The sequence below is a fragment of the Streptomyces filipinensis genome (assembly GCF_014649495.1).
Lineage (GTDB): Bacteria > Actinomycetota > Actinomycetes > Streptomycetales > Streptomycetaceae > Streptomyces > Streptomyces filipinensis.
Genome location: NZ_BMTD01000011.1, coordinates 53,106 through 70,995 on the forward strand (window position 1 = coordinate 53,106; position 17,890 = coordinate 70,995).

The 17,890-nt window shown below is 73.5% G+C and carries 16 protein-coding genes; 13 read left to right on the top strand and 3 right to left on the bottom strand.

Annotated features, from left to right (window positions below):
• Positions 1-9 precede the first annotated feature (9 nt).
• The 10 genes from lxmD (at position 10) to IE244_RS23950 (ending at position 11,298) form a co-directional block, all read left to right on the top strand.
• Positions 10-618, top strand: a complete 609-nt coding sequence (lxmD, locus tag IE244_RS23905; protein WP_191875815.1) for a peptide terminal cysteine decarboxylase LxmD — start codon at positions 10-12, stop codon at positions 616-618.
• Positions 615-1,709: a hypothetical protein gene (locus IE244_RS23910; RefSeq protein WP_229854304.1), complete on the top strand. Its 1,095-nt coding sequence runs from the start codon at positions 615-617 to the stop codon at positions 1,707-1,709. The genes lxmD and IE244_RS23910 overlap by 4 nt, the downstream gene beginning before the upstream one ends.
• Entirely contained in the window at positions 1,706-2,860 is a 1,155-nt protein-coding gene (lxmK, locus tag IE244_RS23915; RefSeq protein ID WP_191875628.1) for a class V lanthionine synthetase subunit LxmK, read from the top strand. The genes IE244_RS23910 and lxmK overlap by 4 nt, the downstream gene beginning before the upstream one ends.
• Positions 2,857-4,146: a T3SS effector HopA1 family protein gene (locus IE244_RS42855; RefSeq protein WP_191875629.1), complete on the top strand. Its 1,290-nt coding sequence runs from the start codon at positions 2,857-2,859 to the stop codon at positions 4,144-4,146. The genes lxmK and IE244_RS42855 overlap by 4 nt, the downstream gene beginning before the upstream one ends.
• Positions 4,143-5,009: a class I SAM-dependent methyltransferase gene (locus IE244_RS23925; protein ID WP_191875630.1), complete on the top strand. Its 867-nt coding sequence runs from the start codon at positions 4,143-4,145 to the stop codon at positions 5,007-5,009. The genes IE244_RS42855 and IE244_RS23925 overlap by 4 nt, the downstream gene beginning before the upstream one ends.
• Entirely contained in the window at positions 5,006-6,271 is a 1,266-nt protein-coding gene (locus IE244_RS42860; RefSeq protein ID WP_191875631.1) for a M16 family metallopeptidase, read from the top strand. The genes IE244_RS23925 and IE244_RS42860 overlap by 4 nt, the downstream gene beginning before the upstream one ends.
• Complete coding sequence (locus IE244_RS23935; protein WP_191875632.1) at positions 6,268-7,527, top strand: M16 family metallopeptidase; 1,260 nt, start codon at positions 6,268-6,270, stop codon at positions 7,525-7,527. The genes IE244_RS42860 and IE244_RS23935 overlap by 4 nt, the downstream gene beginning before the upstream one ends.
• 10 nt (positions 7,528-7,537) lie before the next feature.
• Complete coding sequence (gene lxmJ, locus IE244_RS23940) at positions 7,538-8,548, top strand: F420-dependent peptide dehydroalanine reductase LxmJ (protein ID WP_191875633.1); 1,011 nt, start codon at positions 7,538-7,540, stop codon at positions 8,546-8,548.
• 237 nt (positions 8,549-8,785) lie between these two features.
• Positions 8,786-9,892, top strand: coding sequence for a sugar ABC transporter substrate-binding protein (locus IE244_RS23945; RefSeq protein WP_191875634.1), 1,107 nt, complete (start codon positions 8,786-8,788; stop codon positions 9,890-9,892).
• 359 nt (positions 9,893-10,251) lie between these two features.
• Positions 10,252-11,298: a helix-turn-helix transcriptional regulator gene (locus tag IE244_RS23950; RefSeq protein ID WP_191875635.1), complete on the top strand. Its 1,047-nt coding sequence runs from the start codon at positions 10,252-10,254 to the stop codon at positions 11,296-11,298.
• On the opposite strand, the gene IE244_RS23955 is transcribed toward IE244_RS23950, so the two are convergent.
• Together IE244_RS23955 and IE244_RS23960 are read right to left on the bottom strand one after the other, a co-directional pair.
• Complete coding sequence (locus IE244_RS23955) at positions 11,261-12,313, bottom strand: helix-turn-helix transcriptional regulator (RefSeq protein ID WP_191875636.1); 1,053 nt, start codon at positions 12,311-12,313, stop codon at positions 11,261-11,263. The two genes, IE244_RS23950 and IE244_RS23955, sit on opposite strands and share 38 nt — an antisense overlap.
• A gap of 4 nt (positions 12,314-12,317) precedes the next feature.
• Positions 12,318-13,262 (bottom strand): helix-turn-helix domain-containing protein, encoded by a 945-nt coding sequence (locus IE244_RS23960; RefSeq protein WP_229854306.1) that lies wholly within the window; start codon positions 13,260-13,262, stop codon positions 12,318-12,320.
• Between the two features lie 377 nt (positions 13,263-13,639).
• Here IE244_RS23960 and IE244_RS23965 point away from each other — a divergent pair, with 377 nt between their 5' ends.
• Positions 13,640-13,975, top strand: coding sequence for a Rieske (2Fe-2S) protein (locus tag IE244_RS23965; RefSeq protein WP_031172594.1), 336 nt, complete (start codon positions 13,640-13,642; stop codon positions 13,973-13,975).
• Positions 13,976-14,123: 148 nt separating this feature from the next.
• Here the strand turns inward: IE244_RS23965 and IE244_RS23970 are convergent, their stop codons facing one another.
• Positions 14,124-14,516 carry a PPOX class F420-dependent oxidoreductase gene (locus tag IE244_RS23970; RefSeq protein WP_031172595.1) on the bottom strand — a complete coding sequence of 131 codons (393 nt, stop codon included), beginning with the start codon at positions 14,514-14,516 and terminating at the stop codon, positions 14,124-14,126.
• Between the two features lie 128 nt (positions 14,517-14,644).
• Here IE244_RS23970 and clpB point away from each other — a divergent pair, with 128 nt between their 5' ends.
• On the top strand, positions 14,645-17,242 hold the full coding sequence (gene clpB / locus IE244_RS23975) for an ATP-dependent chaperone ClpB (protein WP_191875638.1): 2,598 nt from the start codon (positions 14,645-14,647) through the stop codon (positions 17,240-17,242).
• A gap of 116 nt (positions 17,243-17,358) precedes the next feature.
• Positions 17,359-17,889 carry a YbjN domain-containing protein gene (locus IE244_RS23980; protein WP_191875639.1) on the top strand — a complete coding sequence of 177 codons (531 nt, stop codon included), beginning with the start codon at positions 17,359-17,361 and terminating at the stop codon, positions 17,887-17,889.
• The last annotated feature ends 1 nt before the right edge of the window (position 17,890 follow it).

The following is a 17,890-nucleotide window of genomic DNA, read 5'->3' on the forward strand; positions in this document are numbered from 1 at the left end:
TCCACCGGTGTGGACCCCACCGGTGTCGCGGACCCCGGATTCCGGCGGGTTCTCGTGGTGGGCACGGGCGCGCTCAGCGTGTCCTTCCTGCCCTTCTGGATCAACTGGCTGGGCAACACCTTTCCGGAAATGGAGAAACGGGTCGTGCTGACCCGTTCGGCACGGCGTTTCGTCTCGGCGGACGCGATCTCCGCGTTGTGCGCCCGGGACGTCGTCACCGACGACTGGAACGAGGCCGCACCCGGCGCCACCCCGCACGTGGACCTGGCCCGCTGGCCCGATCTGGTTCTCGTGCACCCGGCCACCCTGCACTTCCTCGGCCGCTACGCCCTCGGCCTCGCCGACACCCCGCTGCTGTGCGCCCTGCAGTCCACGTCCGCGCTGGTGGGCGTGGCCCCCTCGCTGCCGCCCGGCGCCCAGTCGAACCCCGTGGTGCGCGGGCACCTGGAGGCGCTGCGGGCCCGCCCCGGGGTCGTCGTCGCGCCGACCGTGCCCGCGGTCAGCGCGAGCACCGGTGAGCGGGAGGACGGCGGCGCGATGCCGCTGTCGGAGCTGATGGGGCTGTGCGTGGGGGCGTACGCGCGGGCGCGGCGCGCGGCGGAAGGGGATGCCGTATGACTTCCCCCGCCGACGTGGCCGGCGCGGCCGAGGTGGCCGGCGCGGCTGATGTATTCGGTAGGGCGCGCGCGGCCGATGTGGCTGACGCGGCCGGCACGGATGATGTGGCCTGCGCGACTGATGCGACCAACGTGGTCGACACGGCTGGTGTGGCCGATATGGCCGACGCGGCCGGTGTGGCGGGCGCGGCCGGCGCTCCCGTCGCCGAGTTCGCGACCGGGCTGCAGACCACCCGGGTGCACCGCACGCCCGAGGGGCGCTACACCTGGTGGCACGGCCCCGGCCCGCTGCGGCCCGACCCGCTCGCCGCACCCCTCGCCGCGTACGTCCCCCGGCACACCCCCGGTGCCCGGCTGGCGGTACCCCGGCCCCGCGCGGCGGGGCTCGCGCACCTCGCCGACGGCGCCCACTCGGCCGCTGCCTGGCTGCGTGATCCCCGCCCCCAGGCCCGGACACTGGTCGCGCACGCGCTGGCCGCGGCGGGCCGGGCGCTGCGCACCCTGCACACCACGCCCGCCCCGGTCGCAGCGGCCACCCCGCCCGCGCTGGCCCGGCTGCGCGCGTACCTCACCGCCGACCCGGCCGCGAAGCCCGGGGGCGCGGCCGTGCACCGCCTGCGCGAGGACGTCGTACGGGCCTGGGGGCCTGCCCGGCTGGAGCGGCTGCGGTCCTGGTGCCACGGGCTCGCGGAGCCATGCCGGGACGCGGTCCTGGTGCACGGGTTCGCCTCGCTGGGCGCCCTGGTGCCGCCGGCGCGCCCCGCCCCGGTGGCGCTGCTGACCGGGGAGGACCTGGGTGCCGCCCGGCCCGAACTCGACCTCGGCTGGCTGCTGGGCGACCTGGCCGAACTCGCCTGGTCCGCACCCGCGCCGGCCGGCTCCGCCGACCTGTCCGGCGCGCTGCTCGACGGGTACGGACCCGACGCCGACCGGGCCTGGGCCGCACGGGCGGCCGTCGTACGCATCGCCGCCCACCAGCGGGACTTCGCCGCGTACTGCGGCTGGAGCGACGAACTGCCCGCCTACACCGCCTTCATCGCAGACCTCATCGACGAGGAGGGCCGCCGCGCCGTCCCGGGAGCCCCATCATGACCACGACCACCCCCACCAGCGGCCGACCGCGCACCCGGCAGCGGTACCGGCCCACCGAACTGGACGCCGTACCGGCCGTGTCCGCCCTCCTGGACCGGCTCGGGCTCGGCTCCCTCGACCCCACGGCCGTCACCTCCTTCGGCGGCCGCAACGACAACTGGGCCGGCCCGACCACCACCGGCGTGGACGTCTTCGTCAAGACGGTCACCCCGCTGCCCGACGGCGGCTGCCCCGAACTGCAGCGCGCCCTGTCCTTCGAGGAACTGGCCGCCGAACGGCTGCCGTCCGGCTCCCCACTCCGCTCGCCGGAACTGCTCGGTGCCGACCCCGCGGCCGGGGTGAGCGTCCACCGGCTGTTGCCGGACGCCCGCTCGGGCGCCGAGCTGGCGCTGGACGGGGAGTTCGACGACGAGCTGTGCCGGGCGGCCGGCCGCGCCGTCGGCACGCTGCACGGGCTGGGCGCGGACGACCGCCTCGACACCGGCGAGGCACCGCTGCCGCCGCTCGCCTGGCTGCGGGCGCTGCCCTGGAGCGCCGTCCTGGAACGCAGCATGGCGCAGGTCGCCGCCTGGCAGCTGGTGCAGGACGACGGCGAGGTCGTCGCCGCCCTGCGCCGGCTGCGGGAGCTGGAGGCGTCGGTGCCGCTCGCGCCCGTCCACTGCGACCTGCGGTTCGACCAGTTCATCCGGGACGCGCAGGGGAGGCTGCACCTGTGCGACTGGGAGGAGTTCCGGCTCGCCGACCCCGCGCGGGACGTCGGCGCCTTCGCCGGGGAGTGGCTCTTCCACGCGACGTACTCGGTGTTCGCGCCGACGGGTGAGGCCGTCGCCGGGGAGAGCGCCGGGTTCGGGCTCGGGCACGCGGAGATCGTGGCCCGGGGCTCGGCGAGCCTGCGCCGCCACCTGCCGCGGATCGGCGCGTTCTGGCAGGCCTATCTGGAGTGCCGGGCCCCCGACCCGGGGCTGCCGGAGCGGGCCGCCGCGTATGCCGGGTGGCACCTGTACGACCGCCTGATCGCCACCGCCGAGTCGCACGCCACCCTCAACCCGGTCGCTCGCGCCGCCGCCGGCATCGGCCGCACGATCCTCCTCGCCCCCGCCACCGCGGCCCACACCCTGGGCCTGACCCTGCCCGCCGGGAGCCCCCGATGACCCAGTCCACACCTGCCCCCACCCCCGCCGCGGGAATCCCGCAACCCCCGGCACCACGCCTGCCGACGGGCCCCGAGACCCGGGAGCCGTCCGGTGGTTCGGCGGCCGCTGAGCCCTCCGCCGGCGCGCTGGTCGCGAAACCGTTCGCCGGCTCCCCGGCCGCGCGTCCCGCCCTTGGCATCGGGGTTCCGCGACGCCGGGTGGCGTCCTCGGCTCCGCGCCCGCCGGCGGGTGCCGGGGTCCGGGAGCCGTCCGACGACTCGCCGGTTCCCGGCGCGTCCGGTGGCGCGCCGGTGTGGGGGCTGGGGGCGCGGCTGGCCGGCGCGTTGGGTGTGGTCCGTGTCGGGGGCGGAGGCCGGGAAGCCGTCGTCGGCGGGCGTACCGTCACCGCCGACAGCCCCCGCGATCTGCGGGGCCGGCTCACCAACGCGCTGTACGAGGAGTTCCACGCGGGCCGCGGCCGGGGCGGGTTCGGGGCCGACGGACCGCCGCCCCGGCGTACGCTGCGCGACCCCGCGCTCGAACGCCGGCTGGCCGCCGTGGTACCGCACGCCACCACACCGGTGCGCGGCCGGCTGGTCGAGGTGCTGCCCCGCCCGGGCGGCGACGAGCTCGTGGTGCGGCTGCCGGAGGCGACCGTCCGGGTGCGCGCCGACCGGCTGTCGGCCCCGGCCGTCCCGCCCGCGCCCGGTGCGTACGTCGAACTCGCGCTGGAAGCCGCCCGCCCCGCGCTGTCCCCCGGCTTCTTCTACGTCATGGGCTCCCGCCCGCTGCCCCGCCCCGCCGGGCCCGTACGCCGGCTCTTCGTGCACGCGCGCGACGCCGGCGCGGCCGTCGTGCTGTGGGGTGCCGCGCTCGGCGCGCTGGAGGCGGCCAGGGCGTCGTACCACGCCAAGGTGCTGTCCGACCCGCAGGACTTCCCACGCCGGGACTCGGTCGTCGTCTACCTGCACGGCGACCACCGGCCGGGCGAGCGCGCGGTCGTGGCCGCGCTCGCCCCGCACGCCGGGGCCGCCACCGCGCCCGACACGTCCGTCTTCACCGAGGAACTGGCCCCCGGCATCGCCGCCGCCTGGGACCCCGAGGATCCGCGCCCCGGCCAGGACGGCATGAGCTTCGGACAGCACCGGGCGTTCGCCCTCGCCAGCGGGCTCATCGCCCATGCCCTCGCCGACGGGGAGCCCGGCGACCGGGACGCCCACGTCGTCCAGGCGTTCCTTGAGGCGGGCATCGACCCGCGCCACCCGCAGCACAACCTCACCACCCGCCCCGGAGACCGCCGATGACCCCCCAGACCGCCCCCGCCACCGAATCCCCCGCCACCGAATCCCCCGCCACCGGTCCGGAATCCGCCGGCCCTGCCGCCGAAGCCACCTCCCCCGCCACCGAACCCGCCGGCCTGGGCGTCACGCTCACCACCGCCTACAGCGACGCGCTCGCCGGGGTGTACGACGAGATCTATCCGAGTACCCCGGACCTGGAGGACATCGGTGAGTTCCTCCGTACGCTCACCGGACCCGGCGCGAGTGTGCTCGAACTCGGTGTCGGTACCGGCCGGGTGGCGCTGCCGCTCGCGGCGAAGGGCTTCCGGGTGCACGGCGTCGACTCCTCCGCCGGCATGCTCGCCCGGCTCGCCGGGAAGGACCCCGAGGGCCGGATCACCCCCGTGCACGCCGACTTCGCCACGCTGGACCTGGGCCGCACCTTCGACGTCGTCCTCGCGCCGTTCAACGCGCTGTGCTGCGCGGTCTCCCCGGACGAGCAGATCGCCCTGATCCACGCGGTGGCCCGGCACACCGCGCCCGGCGGACACGTCGTCGTGGAGACGTTCGACCCCAGCGACTTCCACGTGCAGAAGAAGAACGACATCACCACGTACCCGATCCCCGGCCGCGGCGCGATGATCGAGTCGATCGGGGTGCTGCCCGCCTCGCAGAACATGATGGTCCACAACACCCTGTTCCTGGACGGCGAGCCACCGAAGTCGGCGAGCACGGTGATGCGCTATCTGTGGCCCAGCGAACTGGACCTGCTGGCCGGGATCGCCCGGCTGGAGCTGTCGGCCCGCTACTCCGGCTGGCACGAGCAGCCCTTCGACGGCGGCGACAGCCGCAAGATGTGCGTCTCCGTCTACCGGCCGCTGCCGTGACGCCGGAGCCGTACGGCGAGTCGCGCCTCGACACCGGCCTGCGGCTGGTCACCGAGGAGCTGCCGGGGCGCGGGCTCGTCGCCGTGGCGCTCACCGTGGCCGCGGGCGGCGACGACGACCCGGCCGGCGGCCACGGCACCGCCCACCTCGTCGAGCATCTGATGTTCCCGCGCGACGAGCAGGACGGCGCCGATGCCGGTCATGTGGCCCTGGTGCAGGAGGCGGGCGGCATGTGTGACGCCGAGACCCACCGCGACCACACCGTCTTCCACACCGTCGCGCCCGCCGACGCCCTGCCCGGCCTGCTGGCCCTGGAGGCCCGGCGGCTGCTCCGCTTCGCGCCCGCCGCGGCGACCGTGCGCTCCGAGGCGGCCGTCGTCACGGAGGAGATCCGCGCCGCCGGAGCCGGGACCCGCCTGTGGGACGGCATGCTCGCCGCCGTCCACCCGGGCGCCCGGCACGCCTACGGCACCCCCGCCGAACTGCGCGGGGTGACGGCCGGCGACGCGGAGGCGTTCTTCCGGCGCCGCTACCGTCCCGACCGGGCCGTGCTCTGCGTGGTCGGGGACGTGCCCGCGGGCCGGGTACGGGAGCTGGTGGAGCGGGAGTTCGGCGGGTGGCGGGCACCGGCTGACGGGAGCGCGAGTGCCGCCCCCGCCGAGGCCCGCACGGCGGTCGCATCGCCTGTCGCCGTGCCGTACGGCCGGGACGGGGTGGCGGTCGCGTCGCCTGTCGCCCTGCCCTATGGCCGGGACGCCGTGGCGGTCGGGCATGCCCTGGCCGATCCCCGCCAGGGGCTCGGACCGTATGTCGCGCAGGTCGTCCTCCTGGAGGTGCTGCGCCGCGCCCGGTCCGCCGGCGCGAGCGTGCACTGCGGGTACCAGGGGCAGTGGCTGGCCTCCGCCGCGCCCGACCTGGCGCTGGTGCTGGGGCACCGGGCACGGGGCGCCGCTGCCGAGGAGGCCGCCGCGGACTGGCTGCGGGCGCTCGCCACCCTGGCCGCCGAGCCGCCCGCGGCCGACGAGGTGCGCCGCGCGGCGAACGTGCTGCGGGCCGGCTGCCACCGCCGTGCCGACGCACCGGCCGCCCGCGCGGTCGCCCACGGCCGCGCCGCCCTGCTGTTCCCGCCGGCCGAGCGCCCGGCCCCCGACACCGTCGCCGGCCGACTCGCCGCCGTCACCCCCGCCGACGTCTCGATCGCGGCCCAGGCCCTGCTGGGCGCCCCGCGCGCCGTCGTCGCCCTGGAGGCAGCTTCCGCATGAACACCCTCACTCCCGCTCTCCTCACCCCCGCTCCCCGTGAAGCCCTGCGCCGCACACTGGCGAACGGTCTCGACACGGTCGTCGTCGCCGCGCCGGGCGCTCCCCTGGCGGAGCTCCGGCTGGTGCTGCCGTACGCCCGTGCCGACCGCGCCTCGGTGCGCCCGCAGGAGCTGGTCGCCGCCGGGCTCGGCACCGCCACGGCCGGCCGGGACCGGCAGGCCGTCGCCGACCGGGCGGCCGACCTGGGCGCGGAGGTGAGCACGGTGGTGACCGCCGAGCATCTGGTCCTGTCGGTGAGCGTGCTCGCGCACGGGCTGCCCGGTGCCCTCCGGCTCCTCGCCGATCTGCTGGTGCACCCGGTGTACGAGCCGGCCGGGACCGCGCCGGCCCCCGCCGGTCCCGCGGCCCCGGGCCCGCGTACCCGGCTGCGCCGCGCCCAGCTCCGGCACGCCTTCGGCGGTCCGCACCCGCTGACCGAGGAGGGCGACGCGGGGGGGCCGGCGCCCGGTACGGACGCGCTGTACGCCTTCCACCGCCGGGCCGTCGTACCGCGCGGTGCCGTCCTGCTGGTGCTGGGCGGTGCGGATCCGGACCGCGTCCTGGCCCTCGTGCGCGCGGAGCTGGGCGGCTGGGCGGGCGGCCCGTCCGGGCTGGTGCTGCCGCCGTTCCCGCGTGCCGAGCCCGAGCCGGGCCGGATCGCCCTGCACGACCCGGCGGCCGGGCAGGCGCTGTTGCTGACCGCCGGGCCGGCCGTTCCGGCCCCCGAGCCCGGCCACGCGGCGCTGCACCTGGCCCAGCTGGTCCTCGCCGGGCACGCCTCCTCCCGGCTGACCCGGCACCTGCGCGAGCGGCACGGGCTGGTGTACGCCGTCGACGCCCGTGTCCGGCAGAACCGCGCCGGCTGCTGGCTGGAGATCGACTGCGTGGGCGCGCCCGGCACGGGTGACCGGATCGCGCGGGAGGTCGCCGACTGCCTCGGCGCGCTCGCCGAGTCCGGGCCCACGCCCGAGGAGACACGCCGGGTGCGCCGTTACGCGGCCGGATTCGCGCGCTTCGCCCTCGCCACCCGGGCGGAGGAGGCGAGCGCCCTGGCCGGATTTGTCGCGGCCGGGCTGCCGGTGGACTGGCTGGCGCACTGGCCGGCCGCGCTCGCGGAGGTGACGGACGCTCAGGTGGCCGCGGCCGCGGCCCGTTTTCTGCCTCCCGGCCGGACTCTGCTGGCCACGCTCGACACCGCCCCCGCACAGGAAGCGTAGGAACCGGACCATGACCCCGGCACCGCCCGCCGTCCTCTACCCCCTGCAGCCCGACCACCCGGAGCTGGTCGAGCCGTTCGCCGCGCTGGTCGCGCGCAGCGGCGCGCGCCGGCTGTGGCTGTGCCAGTCGTTCCGGGCCGAGCCGCACCAGGTGCTGGCCCATCTCGCGGGCCGGGGCCACCGGGTGCCGGTGGGCACCGCGGTGACGCTGCTGCCGCTGCGGCACCCGTACGAGGCCGCCCTCCAGGCCCGGTCGCTGGCCCTGCTCACCGGGCAGCCGGTCGTGGCGGGGTACGGCATCGGCAGCCCCGACTTCGTGCGCCGCCTGGAGTCCGAGCCGTGTCGCAGCCCCCGTGCCGCGGTGGGGGAGTACGTCGGCTCGGTACGGGCCCTGCTGGACGGTGCCGAGGTGGCGCACGACGGGGCCGGCCATCGGCTGTACGGCGCCCTGCCCCCGGTGGGCCCGCACGCCGCGGTGGAGGTCGGCGCCGGGGTGCTGCGGCCGGCGATGGCCCGTACGGCGGGCGCGACCGCGGACGTGGCGATCACCTGGATGACCCCGCCCGCCTACCTGAGGGACACCCTCGTACCGGCGTTGGCGGCCGGGGCCGCCGCGGCGGGCCGGGCCGCGCCGCCGCGGATCGCGACCGCCGTGCACGTGGCGGTGCGCCGCCCGGGCCGCGACCCGCGCCGGCTGGCCCGCCTCGCCACCCGGGACCATCTGCGCGCCCCGCACTACGCCGACATGCTGCGCCGGGCGGGCGTCGACGTCGACGGGCCCGATCCGGCGTCCGCGCTCCTGCGGGCCGGGGCGGTCGTGGTGGGCAGCCCGCAGGAGATCGCGGCGGCCCTGGCCGGGTACCGGGCCGCCGGAGTCGACGAGGTGCTGCTCAATCCGACGGCGGTGCTGCTCACCGAGGGCGTGGCGGCCGCGGTCGCGGACCTGGAGGAGATCGTGGCGGCCTGTGGCGGCGGACCGGGCCGGCTGGACGCGGATGGCCGGGTCTGTTCGGTCGTCTGATCGAAACAGTTCTCTTGTCGTATCCTTTGCCGTCTCCTGAACGGCCCTTGGATGAAGGGTCCGTAAAGAGCATTTGGAGAGGATTCCGCTCACCCTTCACAGGGTCAGCTGAGCGTGGTGTTGCGGACTCGTTAAGTAGTTCCGCTTGACGCCGGGTGTGGCGTCCGCGTTGGCTTTTCAGACACCTGGGTCGTATAGCAGCCCTACGTCCGGAACGCACCTGAAGTGAGCCCTCGAATGCGTCGTATCGCCATATCCGTGGCCGCGTCCACGATGACCCTCTCGCTCGCCGGCTGTGGGGTGCTGGATGCGACGGGGGACGGCGCGAACGCGAGCCCGAGCAAGGGCAACGACATCACCGTGGGCCTGCTGCTGCCGGAGAAGGCCAACACCCGCTACGACAAGTTCGACTACCCCATCATTCGGGACAAGGTGGCCGAACTCACCGGCAAGCAGGGCAAGGTCGAGTACCTCAACGCCGACGCGGACGCCTCCCGGCAGGCCTCGCAGATGCAGAAGATGATCGAAGAGAAGGTCGACATCATCCTGCTGGACGCCGTCGACTCGCACGCCGTCGCCTCCGAGGTGACCAAGGCCAAGGACGCCGGCATCCCGGTCATCGCCTACGACCGGCTCGCCGAGGGCCCGATCGACGCCTACATCTCCTTCGACAACGAACTCGTCGGCGAGGTGCAGGGCCGCACCCTGCTGGAGGCCCTCGGCTCGGGCACCGACACCTCCGACAAGATCGTCATGGTGAACGGCTCGCCCACCGACCCGAACGCCAAGCAGTTCAAGGAGGGCGCGCTCTCCGAGCTCAAGGGCAAGGTGACGATCGCGGAGTCCTACGACACCACGGACTGGAAGCCGGAGCTCGCCGAGTCCAACATGACCAAGGCGATCGGCCTGATCGGCAAGAGCAACATCGCCGGCGTCTACGCCGCCAACGACGGCATGGCGGGCGGCGTCATCAAGGCCCTGAAGGCGGCCGGTGTCACCAGCCTGCCCCCGATCACCGGCCAGGACGCGGAACTCGACGCGGTCCAGCGGATCGTGGCCGGCGAGCAGTACATGAGCGTCTACAAGCCCTACCCGGACGAGGCCGAGGCCGCCGCGCAGATGGCCGTCGCCAAGGTGCAGGGCAAGGACATCCAGTTCGACGCGCTCACCCAGGACAAGGTCGACAGCCCCACCACCAAGGGCATCGCGGCCAAGCTGATCCAGCCGACCGCCCTGACCAAGGGCACCATCAAGTCCACGGTCGTCGCGGACGGCATCTACTCCGTCAATGACATCTGCACCGCCAAGTACAAGGCGGCCTGCGCGGCGATCGGCCTGAAGTAGGGTCCGGCCGGCCGCGACGGCGCCGCGGTCGAACGACGGCACCGTCACGGCCCTTCCCGCGGAGCGCTTCGCGCCACCCCCGTGTGCGCGATGCCGCGGCCTCGGAGGACTGGGGAGCCGTGACCGGGGCCGCTCCGGGTGCCACAGGGACACCCGGGGGAAGTGGGACCAACGATGCCTCGGTGGCGTCCGCCCCACCACCATCAGCTTGTTGCAATGCGAGGGGCGGAGCCTGCCCGATACCCGGACATAACCTCCTTTCGTGGCGGCCCTGTCGGGGTGAGCCGTGTTGCGGAGCCGTCCGGCGCCGCGCATAGTTGCGCTGCGGAAGTGGCAGCACACCGGGGGTGAAATGGGCGATGGCCAGGCGCGGGGCGGAGGAGCATCCACACGGCGCCGACCGACTGTGCGCGGCCGGGGATCGGGTGTATTCCCGTGCCGTACGCCGTGGGCGGGTGCCGCGCACTGATGCCGAGGCGGTGCCCTGCCTGCTGGAGCTGGCCCTGCTGCACCCGGACCCCGACGACATGGACTGGCTGGTGCCGACCTCTCCGCAGGAGGTCATGACCCGGCTGCTGCGGGGGGTCTACGACGAGGTCAGCGAGAGTCAGCGCCGGGTGGGCTCGGCGGTCGCCGCCTTCGAGTGGTACGCCGGACTCGGCCGTGAGCTGGGCGCGCTGGCCGCGCCCGCCGAGGGCAGCGCGATCCGGGTGCTGGACGGGCTGTCCCGGATCCAGGCCGCGATGGACGAGGCGACCGAGGCGTGCACGACCGAGGTGCTCACCGTGCAGCCCGGCGGCATCCGCCGGGAGGCCGAGCTGACCGAGGGGCTGCACCGGGCGCTGGCCCTGCGCGGCCGGGGCGTGCGCATGCGCGACCTGTACACGCACGTGGCCCGGCACGGCCAGGGGCTGCTGAACTACCTGGAGCTGATGGGCGACACGGTCGAGGCCCGCACCCTGGACGAGGTCATCGACCGGCTCATCCTGTTCGACCGCACGGTGGCCTTCATCCCCGCCAACACCGACCGCACGATGGCCCTGGAGCTGCGCCACCCGGCCCTCGTGGAGTACCTGGTGACGGTGTTCGAGCGCCTCTGGCGGCTCGCCATCCCGCTCACCGCGCCGCTGCCCGACACCGGCATCGAGGGCATCTCGCACCGCGAGCAGTCCATCGCCGCGCTGCTCGCCGAGGGGCACCAGGACGCGGTGATCGCCGAGCGGCTGGGCATCAGCGTGCGCACCTGCCGGGCCCACATCGCCCGTCTGTCGGAGACCCTCGGCGCGGCCAGCCGCACCCAGCTGGGCGTGCGGATCGCCCAGGTCGGTCTGGACGGCCATCGCAGCCCCGGACTGCCGGCCGGCGCGCTCACGGCTCCTGATCAAGAATCCCCGAGCGTGCGATGAGATAGCCGAGCTGGGCGCGGCTGTCGCTGCCGAGGGTGGTGGCGAGCTTGGCGATGTGCAGGCGGGCGGTGCGGATGTTCATGCCGAGGCGGTCGGCGATGGCGGCGTCGGTGTGGCCCTCGACCAGGAGCGCGGCGATGGCGCGTTGGCGGGGCGTGACGCCGTTCACCGACGGTGGCTGCACGGCCTTCGGGAACATCGGCGTGGCCAGCCGCCAGAGCCGGTCGAAGGTCGTGACGAAGTACTTGATCAACGCCGGGTGGCGGACCTCCAGGGCGAGCGTGCCGTCGTCGTTGGCCGGCAGGAAGGCGACCTTGCGGTCGATGACGATGAGCCGGTCCGGCACCTCGTCCAGGCTGCGGGCCTCGGTGTCGCCGTGCCGGAAGGACTCCAGCGGCCCGTACACGATCGGCACATGGCGCAGGGTGTGCTGGTAGAGGACGCGGATGCGGCCACCGCGGTCCAGCAGCGCCTGGTCGCGCCCGAAGGCGGTGTCGCGGGCCGCCTCGCCGCGCGCGCCGGTGAGGCCGGCGTGCGGCTGGATGGTGAGCGACTCCTCGCTGGCGTCGACCATCGCGTCGGTGATGGCCTGGTTGATCTGCTCGGTGCCGCTGAGCAGGCGCAGCATCGCCGCGCCGGTGTCGGGTGACTGCCGTACATCGATCCGCAGGAGCCGCTCGAACCGCTCCACCAGCCGGTCCTCGCGCCGCCGTTCCTCGGCGACGCGCGCCGCGGAGGTGCGCAGCAGCCGGTGCAGCGCCGCGGCGGGCGGGACCGGTTCGAGCAGTCCGAGGTCGTCCAGGGCGGGGTGGAGCAGGCCGAAGTCGGTCAGGCAGGGCGCGTCGGCGGCATCGGCGGCGGGTACGCGCCCTTCCCGCAGGGCGCGTTCGTACAGCTTCTCCCCGGCGGCGCACAGTTCCTCGACGCCGTGCTCCCGGTGCGTCACGGCCTCGCCCTGCCCGGCCGGCCGGGACTGCCGCTGTGTGTCCTTCCTCGTCCCTCTCGCCCCCGTCATCGGTTCAGTGGTCCCGGTCCAGCATGCCTGACTGCGCTATGAGATAGCCGAGTTGGGCGCGGCTGCCGCTGCCCAGGGCCTGCGCGAGCTTGGCGATGTGGGCGCGGCAGGTGCGCACGTTCATGCCCAGGCGGCGCGCTATGGCCTCGTCCACGTGACCCTCCACCAGCAGCTTGGCGATGGAGTGCTGGATGTCCGTGATGCCGTCCGGGGCGGTCTCGTAGGGTGCGCCGGTGCTCAGTGGCACCGCGCGGGCCCACATGAACTCGAACACCTTGATCAGGTAGCGCACGAGGCCCGGGTGGCGCAGTTCCAGGGCGACCTGCCGGTCGTCCCGGACGGGGATGAAGGCGACGGCCTCGTCGCAGATGATGAGCCGCTCCACCAGCTCGTCGATGGTGCGGTACTCCACCTTGCCCTCGGAGAACTGGGACACGTATCCGAGCGTCTCGGGGCTGTAGCGGGCGGTGTGCTGATAGAGCGTCCGGATGCGCACGCCGCGTTCGAGGAGCGGCCGGTCGCGTTCCAGGCCCTGCAGGAGGGTGTGTTCCAGGCGGCGGCTGGTCGGCTGGACGGTGAGCACCTCGGAGCGGCACTCGGCCGTCGCCACGTCGAGCGCCGCGTTGATGCGGTCGAGGCCTTCCAGGACCGAGATGGCGTGCGTGGGGGTCGCGCTCTGCGCGCTGAGCGTCATGAACGGTTCGAACGCTTCGGCCAGTTCGACCGACAGCCGTCTGCGTTCGGAGATCTCGCGCTCGATCGGGTTGAGCCGCTGGGCCAGGGCCACCGAGGGAGGGGTGGGGCGCAGCCAGTTCGCGTCGTCGGGGTCCGGGTGGAGAAGGGCGAACTCCATGAGGCAGGGAGCGGGTTCGACCTCCACACGGGCTATACGTCCGGTGCGCAGTGCCTTCGCGTAGAGACGACTACCCTCCTCGCAGAGTTCACTCATCGCATGGGGATGTGACACTTTGGTCCGATTCGATGTCAAATCTCCACCCCCCAGGGTCCTGAACATGCAGGAACATGATGCATCGATTGTGTGGCCATGACGTGCCCAAATGAGCCATCGTCTTGTTCGACGGGGGAAGAGGGGACCTTCAAGTGAGGACGAAGCCGACTATGCGCAACAAAATGCTTCGGTCGATGCTTGCCGTCACCTTCTCCGCCGTTGTGGCCATTGGCGCGCTGAGTGGCCTCTGCGGTGCGAAGCGTGACGTCGCGGCGGACACCACGTGGGGAGTGGCTGCTCAGTCGGTCGCTGTGAGTGCCGACAACACGGGGTCGGCTCATTCCGATGGTGCAGACGACACCACCTGGGGCTGACTGATGACTACTCCACCCGACGACCGTTCCTTCCGCCGTGAAATGGCCACGGCCTACCGCTCCGGATGGCACTTCATCGACCTGGTCACCGCCATCCCCCACAGTGGTGACTCGTTGATGGTGACCGTGTTCGGGGAGCCGGTCGTCGTCACCCGCGACGACGACGAGGACGTGCGGGCGTACCGCTGCCTGCGCAAGCCGCGTGGCGCGCCCCAGCCGGTACGGTGTGCGATCCGGTACGGAATGATCTTTGTGAACCTCGACCAGCGGGACCATCGGCTCGCCGAGCCGACGGACCAGGACCTGAGGACCATCTCGGCCACCCCCCGCAGTGCCTGACGCGATTCCCCCGTCGTAAAAGATCGCTCAGGCGCTTCCCCCCGCAGCGGCGTCACCGTGACCTGAACACGGTGACGCCGCTGCAGTCTTCCGGGGCGGGGTCGGGCGTTGCGCGCGATGGGCGCGCTTCCACGGTGACCGAAAGTGCTCAGCCGCGCCCCAGTGTCCGCTCCACCTCGATCTCGATCACCACACGTGCCGGATTCGGCGACGGCACCCGCTGGTACCGCTCGGCGTAGCGCTTCTCCGCCTCGGCGACCCGGTCCGGTTCCGTCCGCACCCGCGCCCGTCCCTCCAGGGTGGCCCAGCGCCGGCCGTCCACCTGGCACACCGCGACCCGGGCGCCCTCGGCCCCGGCCGCGCGCACGTGCCGCGCCTTCGCGCTCGCCCCGTTGGTGATCACCCGGGCCAGCCCGGCCTCCGCGTCGTACGTCACCCCCACCGGCACCACGTGGGGACTGCCGTCGGGCCGCAGCGTCGTCAGCGTGCACAGGTGACGTTCTCGCCAGAAGTCCAGGAACAGCTCGGGGTGCTTCGTCATGCCCGCAACCTAGCCCCCGCAGGCGAACCTCCCTACCTTGAGCGGAATGGACTCAACTTTGTGTACGCTGGTTAAGTCAGCGCTGGAGAGTGGCCGAGAGCCTGTGGCCGAGGAGGAGAACGGACGACGTGGACGCCGAGCTGACCAACAGGAGCCGGGACGCGATCAACGCGGCCAGCAACCGGGCCGTGACCGAGGGGCACCCGGACCTCACCCCTGTTCACCTGCTGCTGGCTCTGCTCCAGGGCCAGGAGAACGAGAACATCACGGACCTGCTCGCGGCCGTCGAGGCCGACCAGGCCGCCGTACGCTCCGGGGCCGAGCGGATCCTCGCCGGGCTGCCCAGCGTGACCGGGTCCACCGTCGCGCCTCCGCAGCCGAACCGCGAGATGCTGGCCGTGATCGCGGACGCCACCGAGCGCGCCAAGGCGCTCGGCGACGACTACCTGTCCACCGAGCACCTGCTCATCGGCATCGCCGCGAAGGGCGGCGCGGCCGGGGACGTGCTCAAGGGACAGGGCGCTGACGCCAGGAAGCTCCAGGAGGCCTTCCAAAAGGCCAGGGGAGGACGCCGAGTGACCACCGCCGACCCCGAGGGCCAGTACAAGGCCCTGGAGAAGTTCGGCACCGACTTCACCGCCGCCGCCCGCGAGGGCCGGCTGGACCCGGTCATCGGCCGGGACCAGGAGATCCGGCGGGTCGTGCAGGTGCTGAGCCGCCGGACCAAGAACAACCCGGTCCTCATCGGCGAGCCCGGCGTCGGCAAGACCGCGGTGGTCGAGGGGCTCGCCCAGCGGATCGTCAAGGGTGACGTGCCCGAGTCGCTGAAGGACAAGCGGCTGGTCGCGCTGGACCTCGGCGCGATGGTGGCCGGCGCGAAGTACCGCGGTGAGTTCGAGGAGCGCCTGAAGGCCGTCCTCGCCGAGATCAAGGACTCCGACGGCCAGATCATCACCTTCATCGACGAGCTGCACACGGTCGTCGGCGCGGGTGCCGGCGGGGACTCCGCGATGGACGCGGGCAACATGCTCAAGCCGATGCTGGCCCGCGGCGAGCTGCGCATGGTCGGCGCCACCACCCTGGACGAGTACCGGGAGCGGATCGAGAAGGACCCCGCCCTGGAGCGCCGCTTCCAGCAGGTGCTGGTCGCCGAGCCGACCGTCGAGGACACCATCGCGATCCTCCGCGGCCTCAAGGGCCGGTACGAGGCCCACCACAAGGTGCAGATCGCCGACAGCGCGCTGGTGGCGGCGGCCACCCTCTCCGACCGGTACATCACCTCCCGCTTCCTGCCCGACAAGGCCATCGACCTCGTCGACGAGTCCGCCTCCCGGCTGCGCATGGAGATCGACTCCTCGCCCGTCGAGATCGACGAACTCCAGCGCGCCGTCGACCGGCTCAAGATGGAGGAGCTGGCGATCGGCAAGGAGACCGACCCGGCCTCCCTCGCCCGCCTGGAGAAGCTGCGTCGCGACCTCGCCGACAAGGAGGAGGAGCTGCGCGGCCTGACCGCCCGCTGGGAGAAGGAGAAGCAGTCCCTCAACCGCGTCGGCGAGCTGAAGGAGAAGCTCGACGAGCTGCGCGGTACGGCCGAGCGCGCCCAGCGCGACGGCGACTTCGACACCGCCGCCAAGCTCCTCTACGGCGAGATCCCGCAGCTGGAGAAGGAGCTGGAGGCCGCCTCCGAGGCCGAGGAGGAGGTCGCCAAGGACACGATGGTCAAGGACGAGGTCGGCTCCGACGACATCGCCGACGTCGTCGCCGCCTGGACCGGCATCCCCGCCGGCCGGCTGCTGGAGGGCGAGACGCAGAAGCTGCTGCGCATGGAGGACGAGCTGGGCAAGCGGCTCATCGGCCAGAGCGAGGCCGTACGGGCGGTGTCGGACGCGGTCCGCCGCTCCCGCGCGGGCATCGCCGACCCGGACCGCCCCACCGGCTCCTTCCTCTTCCTCGGCCCGACCGGTGTCGGCAAGACGGAGCTGGCGAAGGCCCTGGCGGACTTCCTCTTCGACGACGAGCGGGCCATGGTCCGCATCGACATGTCCGAGTACGGCGAGAAGCACAGCGTGGCCCGGCTGGTCGGCGCACCCCCCGGGTACGTCGGCTACGAGGAGGGCGGCCAGCTCACCGAGGCGGTCCGCCGCCGCCCGTACAGCGTCGTCCTGCTGGACGAGGTGGAGAAGGCCCACCCCGAGGTCTTCGACATCCTCCTGCAGGTCCTGGACGACGGCCGCCTGACGGACGGTCAGGGGCGTACGGTCGACTTCCGCAACACCATCCTGGTGCTCACCTCCAACCTGGGCAGCCAGTTCCTGGTCGACCCGGTGACGAGCGAGGCGGAGAAGCGGGAACAGGTCCTGGAGGCGGTCCGGGCGTCCTTCAAGCCGGAGTTCCTCAACCGGCTCGACGACCTGGTCGTCTTCTCGGCGCTGACCAAGCCCGAGCTGGAGCGGATCGCGCAGCTCCAGATCGACCGGCTCGGCAAGCGGCTGGCCGAGCGCCGGCTCACCCTGGACGTCACCCCGCAGGCACTGGCCTGGCTGGCGGAGGAGGGCATGGACCCGGCCTACGGCGCCCGCCCGCTGCGCCGCCTCGTCCAGACCGCGATCGGCGACCGCCTCGCCAAGGAGATCCTCTCCGGTGAGGTCAAGGACGGCGACACGGTCCGCGTCGACCGCTTCGACGAGGGGCTGCTGGTGGGTCCGGCGACGGGAAAGACGCTGTGACGCCCACGGCAGCCGGAAACATGTCAGCCCATGGCTGACAGAGGGGCGTCGGGGCTTGCCTCCCCCCTCCCCGCATGGGGGAGGATGGCGGAATCCACCATGAAGGGAAAAACACGGTGAGCATCGACCCGTCCTCGATTCCGAACTTCGGGGGCCAGCCCGAACCGCAGCCCCAGGGACCGGCCGGCCCCGTCCTCCCGGATCAGGACCTCGTGAAGCAGCTCCTCGACCAGATGGAGCTGAAGTACGTCGTCGACGAGGAAGGCGACCTCGCGGCGCCGTGGGAGCAGTTCCGCACCTACTTCATGTTCCGCGGGGAGGCCGACCAGGCCGTCTTCTCGGTGCGGACGTTCTACGACCGCCCCCACCCCATCGACGAGAAGCCCCGGCTGCTGGAGTCCGTCGACGACTGGAACCGCCGCACCCTGTGGCCCAAGGTCTACACCCACACCCATGACGACGGCACCGTCCGTCTGATCGGTGAGGCCCAGATGCTGATCGGCACGGGTGTCGACATCAACCACTTCGTCTCCTCCACGGTCAGCTGGGTGCGGGCCGCCATCGAGTTCGACAAGTGGCTCGTCGAGCAGCTCGGCCTGGAGCAGGAGGTCGACGAGGCGGACAAGCCCGAGGACGACGGCGAGTAGG

Coding starts and splice junctions, on each gene's coding strand:
- IE244_RS23910 (WP_229854304.1), top strand. CDS start 615: ATGACTTCCCCCGCCGACGTGGCCGGCGCGGCCGAGGTGGCCGGCGCG.
- lxmK (WP_191875628.1), top strand. CDS start 1,706: ATGACCACGACCACCCCCACCAGCGGCCGACCGCGCACCCGGCAGCGG.
- IE244_RS42855 (WP_191875629.1), top strand. CDS start 2,857: ATGACCCAGTCCACACCTGCCCCCACCCCCGCCGCGGGAATCCCGCAA.
- IE244_RS23925 (WP_191875630.1), top strand. CDS start 4,143: ATGACCCCCCAGACCGCCCCCGCCACCGAATCCCCCGCCACCGAATCC.
- IE244_RS23935 (WP_191875632.1), top strand. CDS start 6,268: ATGAACACCCTCACTCCCGCTCTCCTCACCCCCGCTCCCCGTGAAGCC.
- lxmJ (WP_191875633.1), top strand. CDS start 7,538: ATGACCCCGGCACCGCCCGCCGTCCTCTACCCCCTGCAGCCCGACCAC.
- IE244_RS23945 (WP_191875634.1), top strand. CDS start 8,786: ATGCGTCGTATCGCCATATCCGTGGCCGCGTCCACGATGACCCTCTCG.
- IE244_RS23950 (WP_191875635.1), top strand. CDS start 10,252: ATGGCCAGGCGCGGGGCGGAGGAGCATCCACACGGCGCCGACCGACTG.
- IE244_RS23955 (WP_191875636.1), bottom strand. CDS start 12,313: ATGACGGGGGCGAGAGGGACGAGGAAGGACACACAGCGGCAGTCCCGG.
- IE244_RS23960 (WP_229854306.1), bottom strand. CDS start 13,262: ATGAGTGAACTCTGCGAGGAGGGTAGTCGTCTCTACGCGAAGGCACTG.
- IE244_RS23965 (WP_031172594.1), top strand. CDS start 13,640: ATGACTACTCCACCCGACGACCGTTCCTTCCGCCGTGAAATGGCCACG.
- IE244_RS23970 (WP_031172595.1), bottom strand. CDS start 14,516: ATGACGAAGCACCCCGAGCTGTTCCTGGACTTCTGGCGAGAACGTCAC.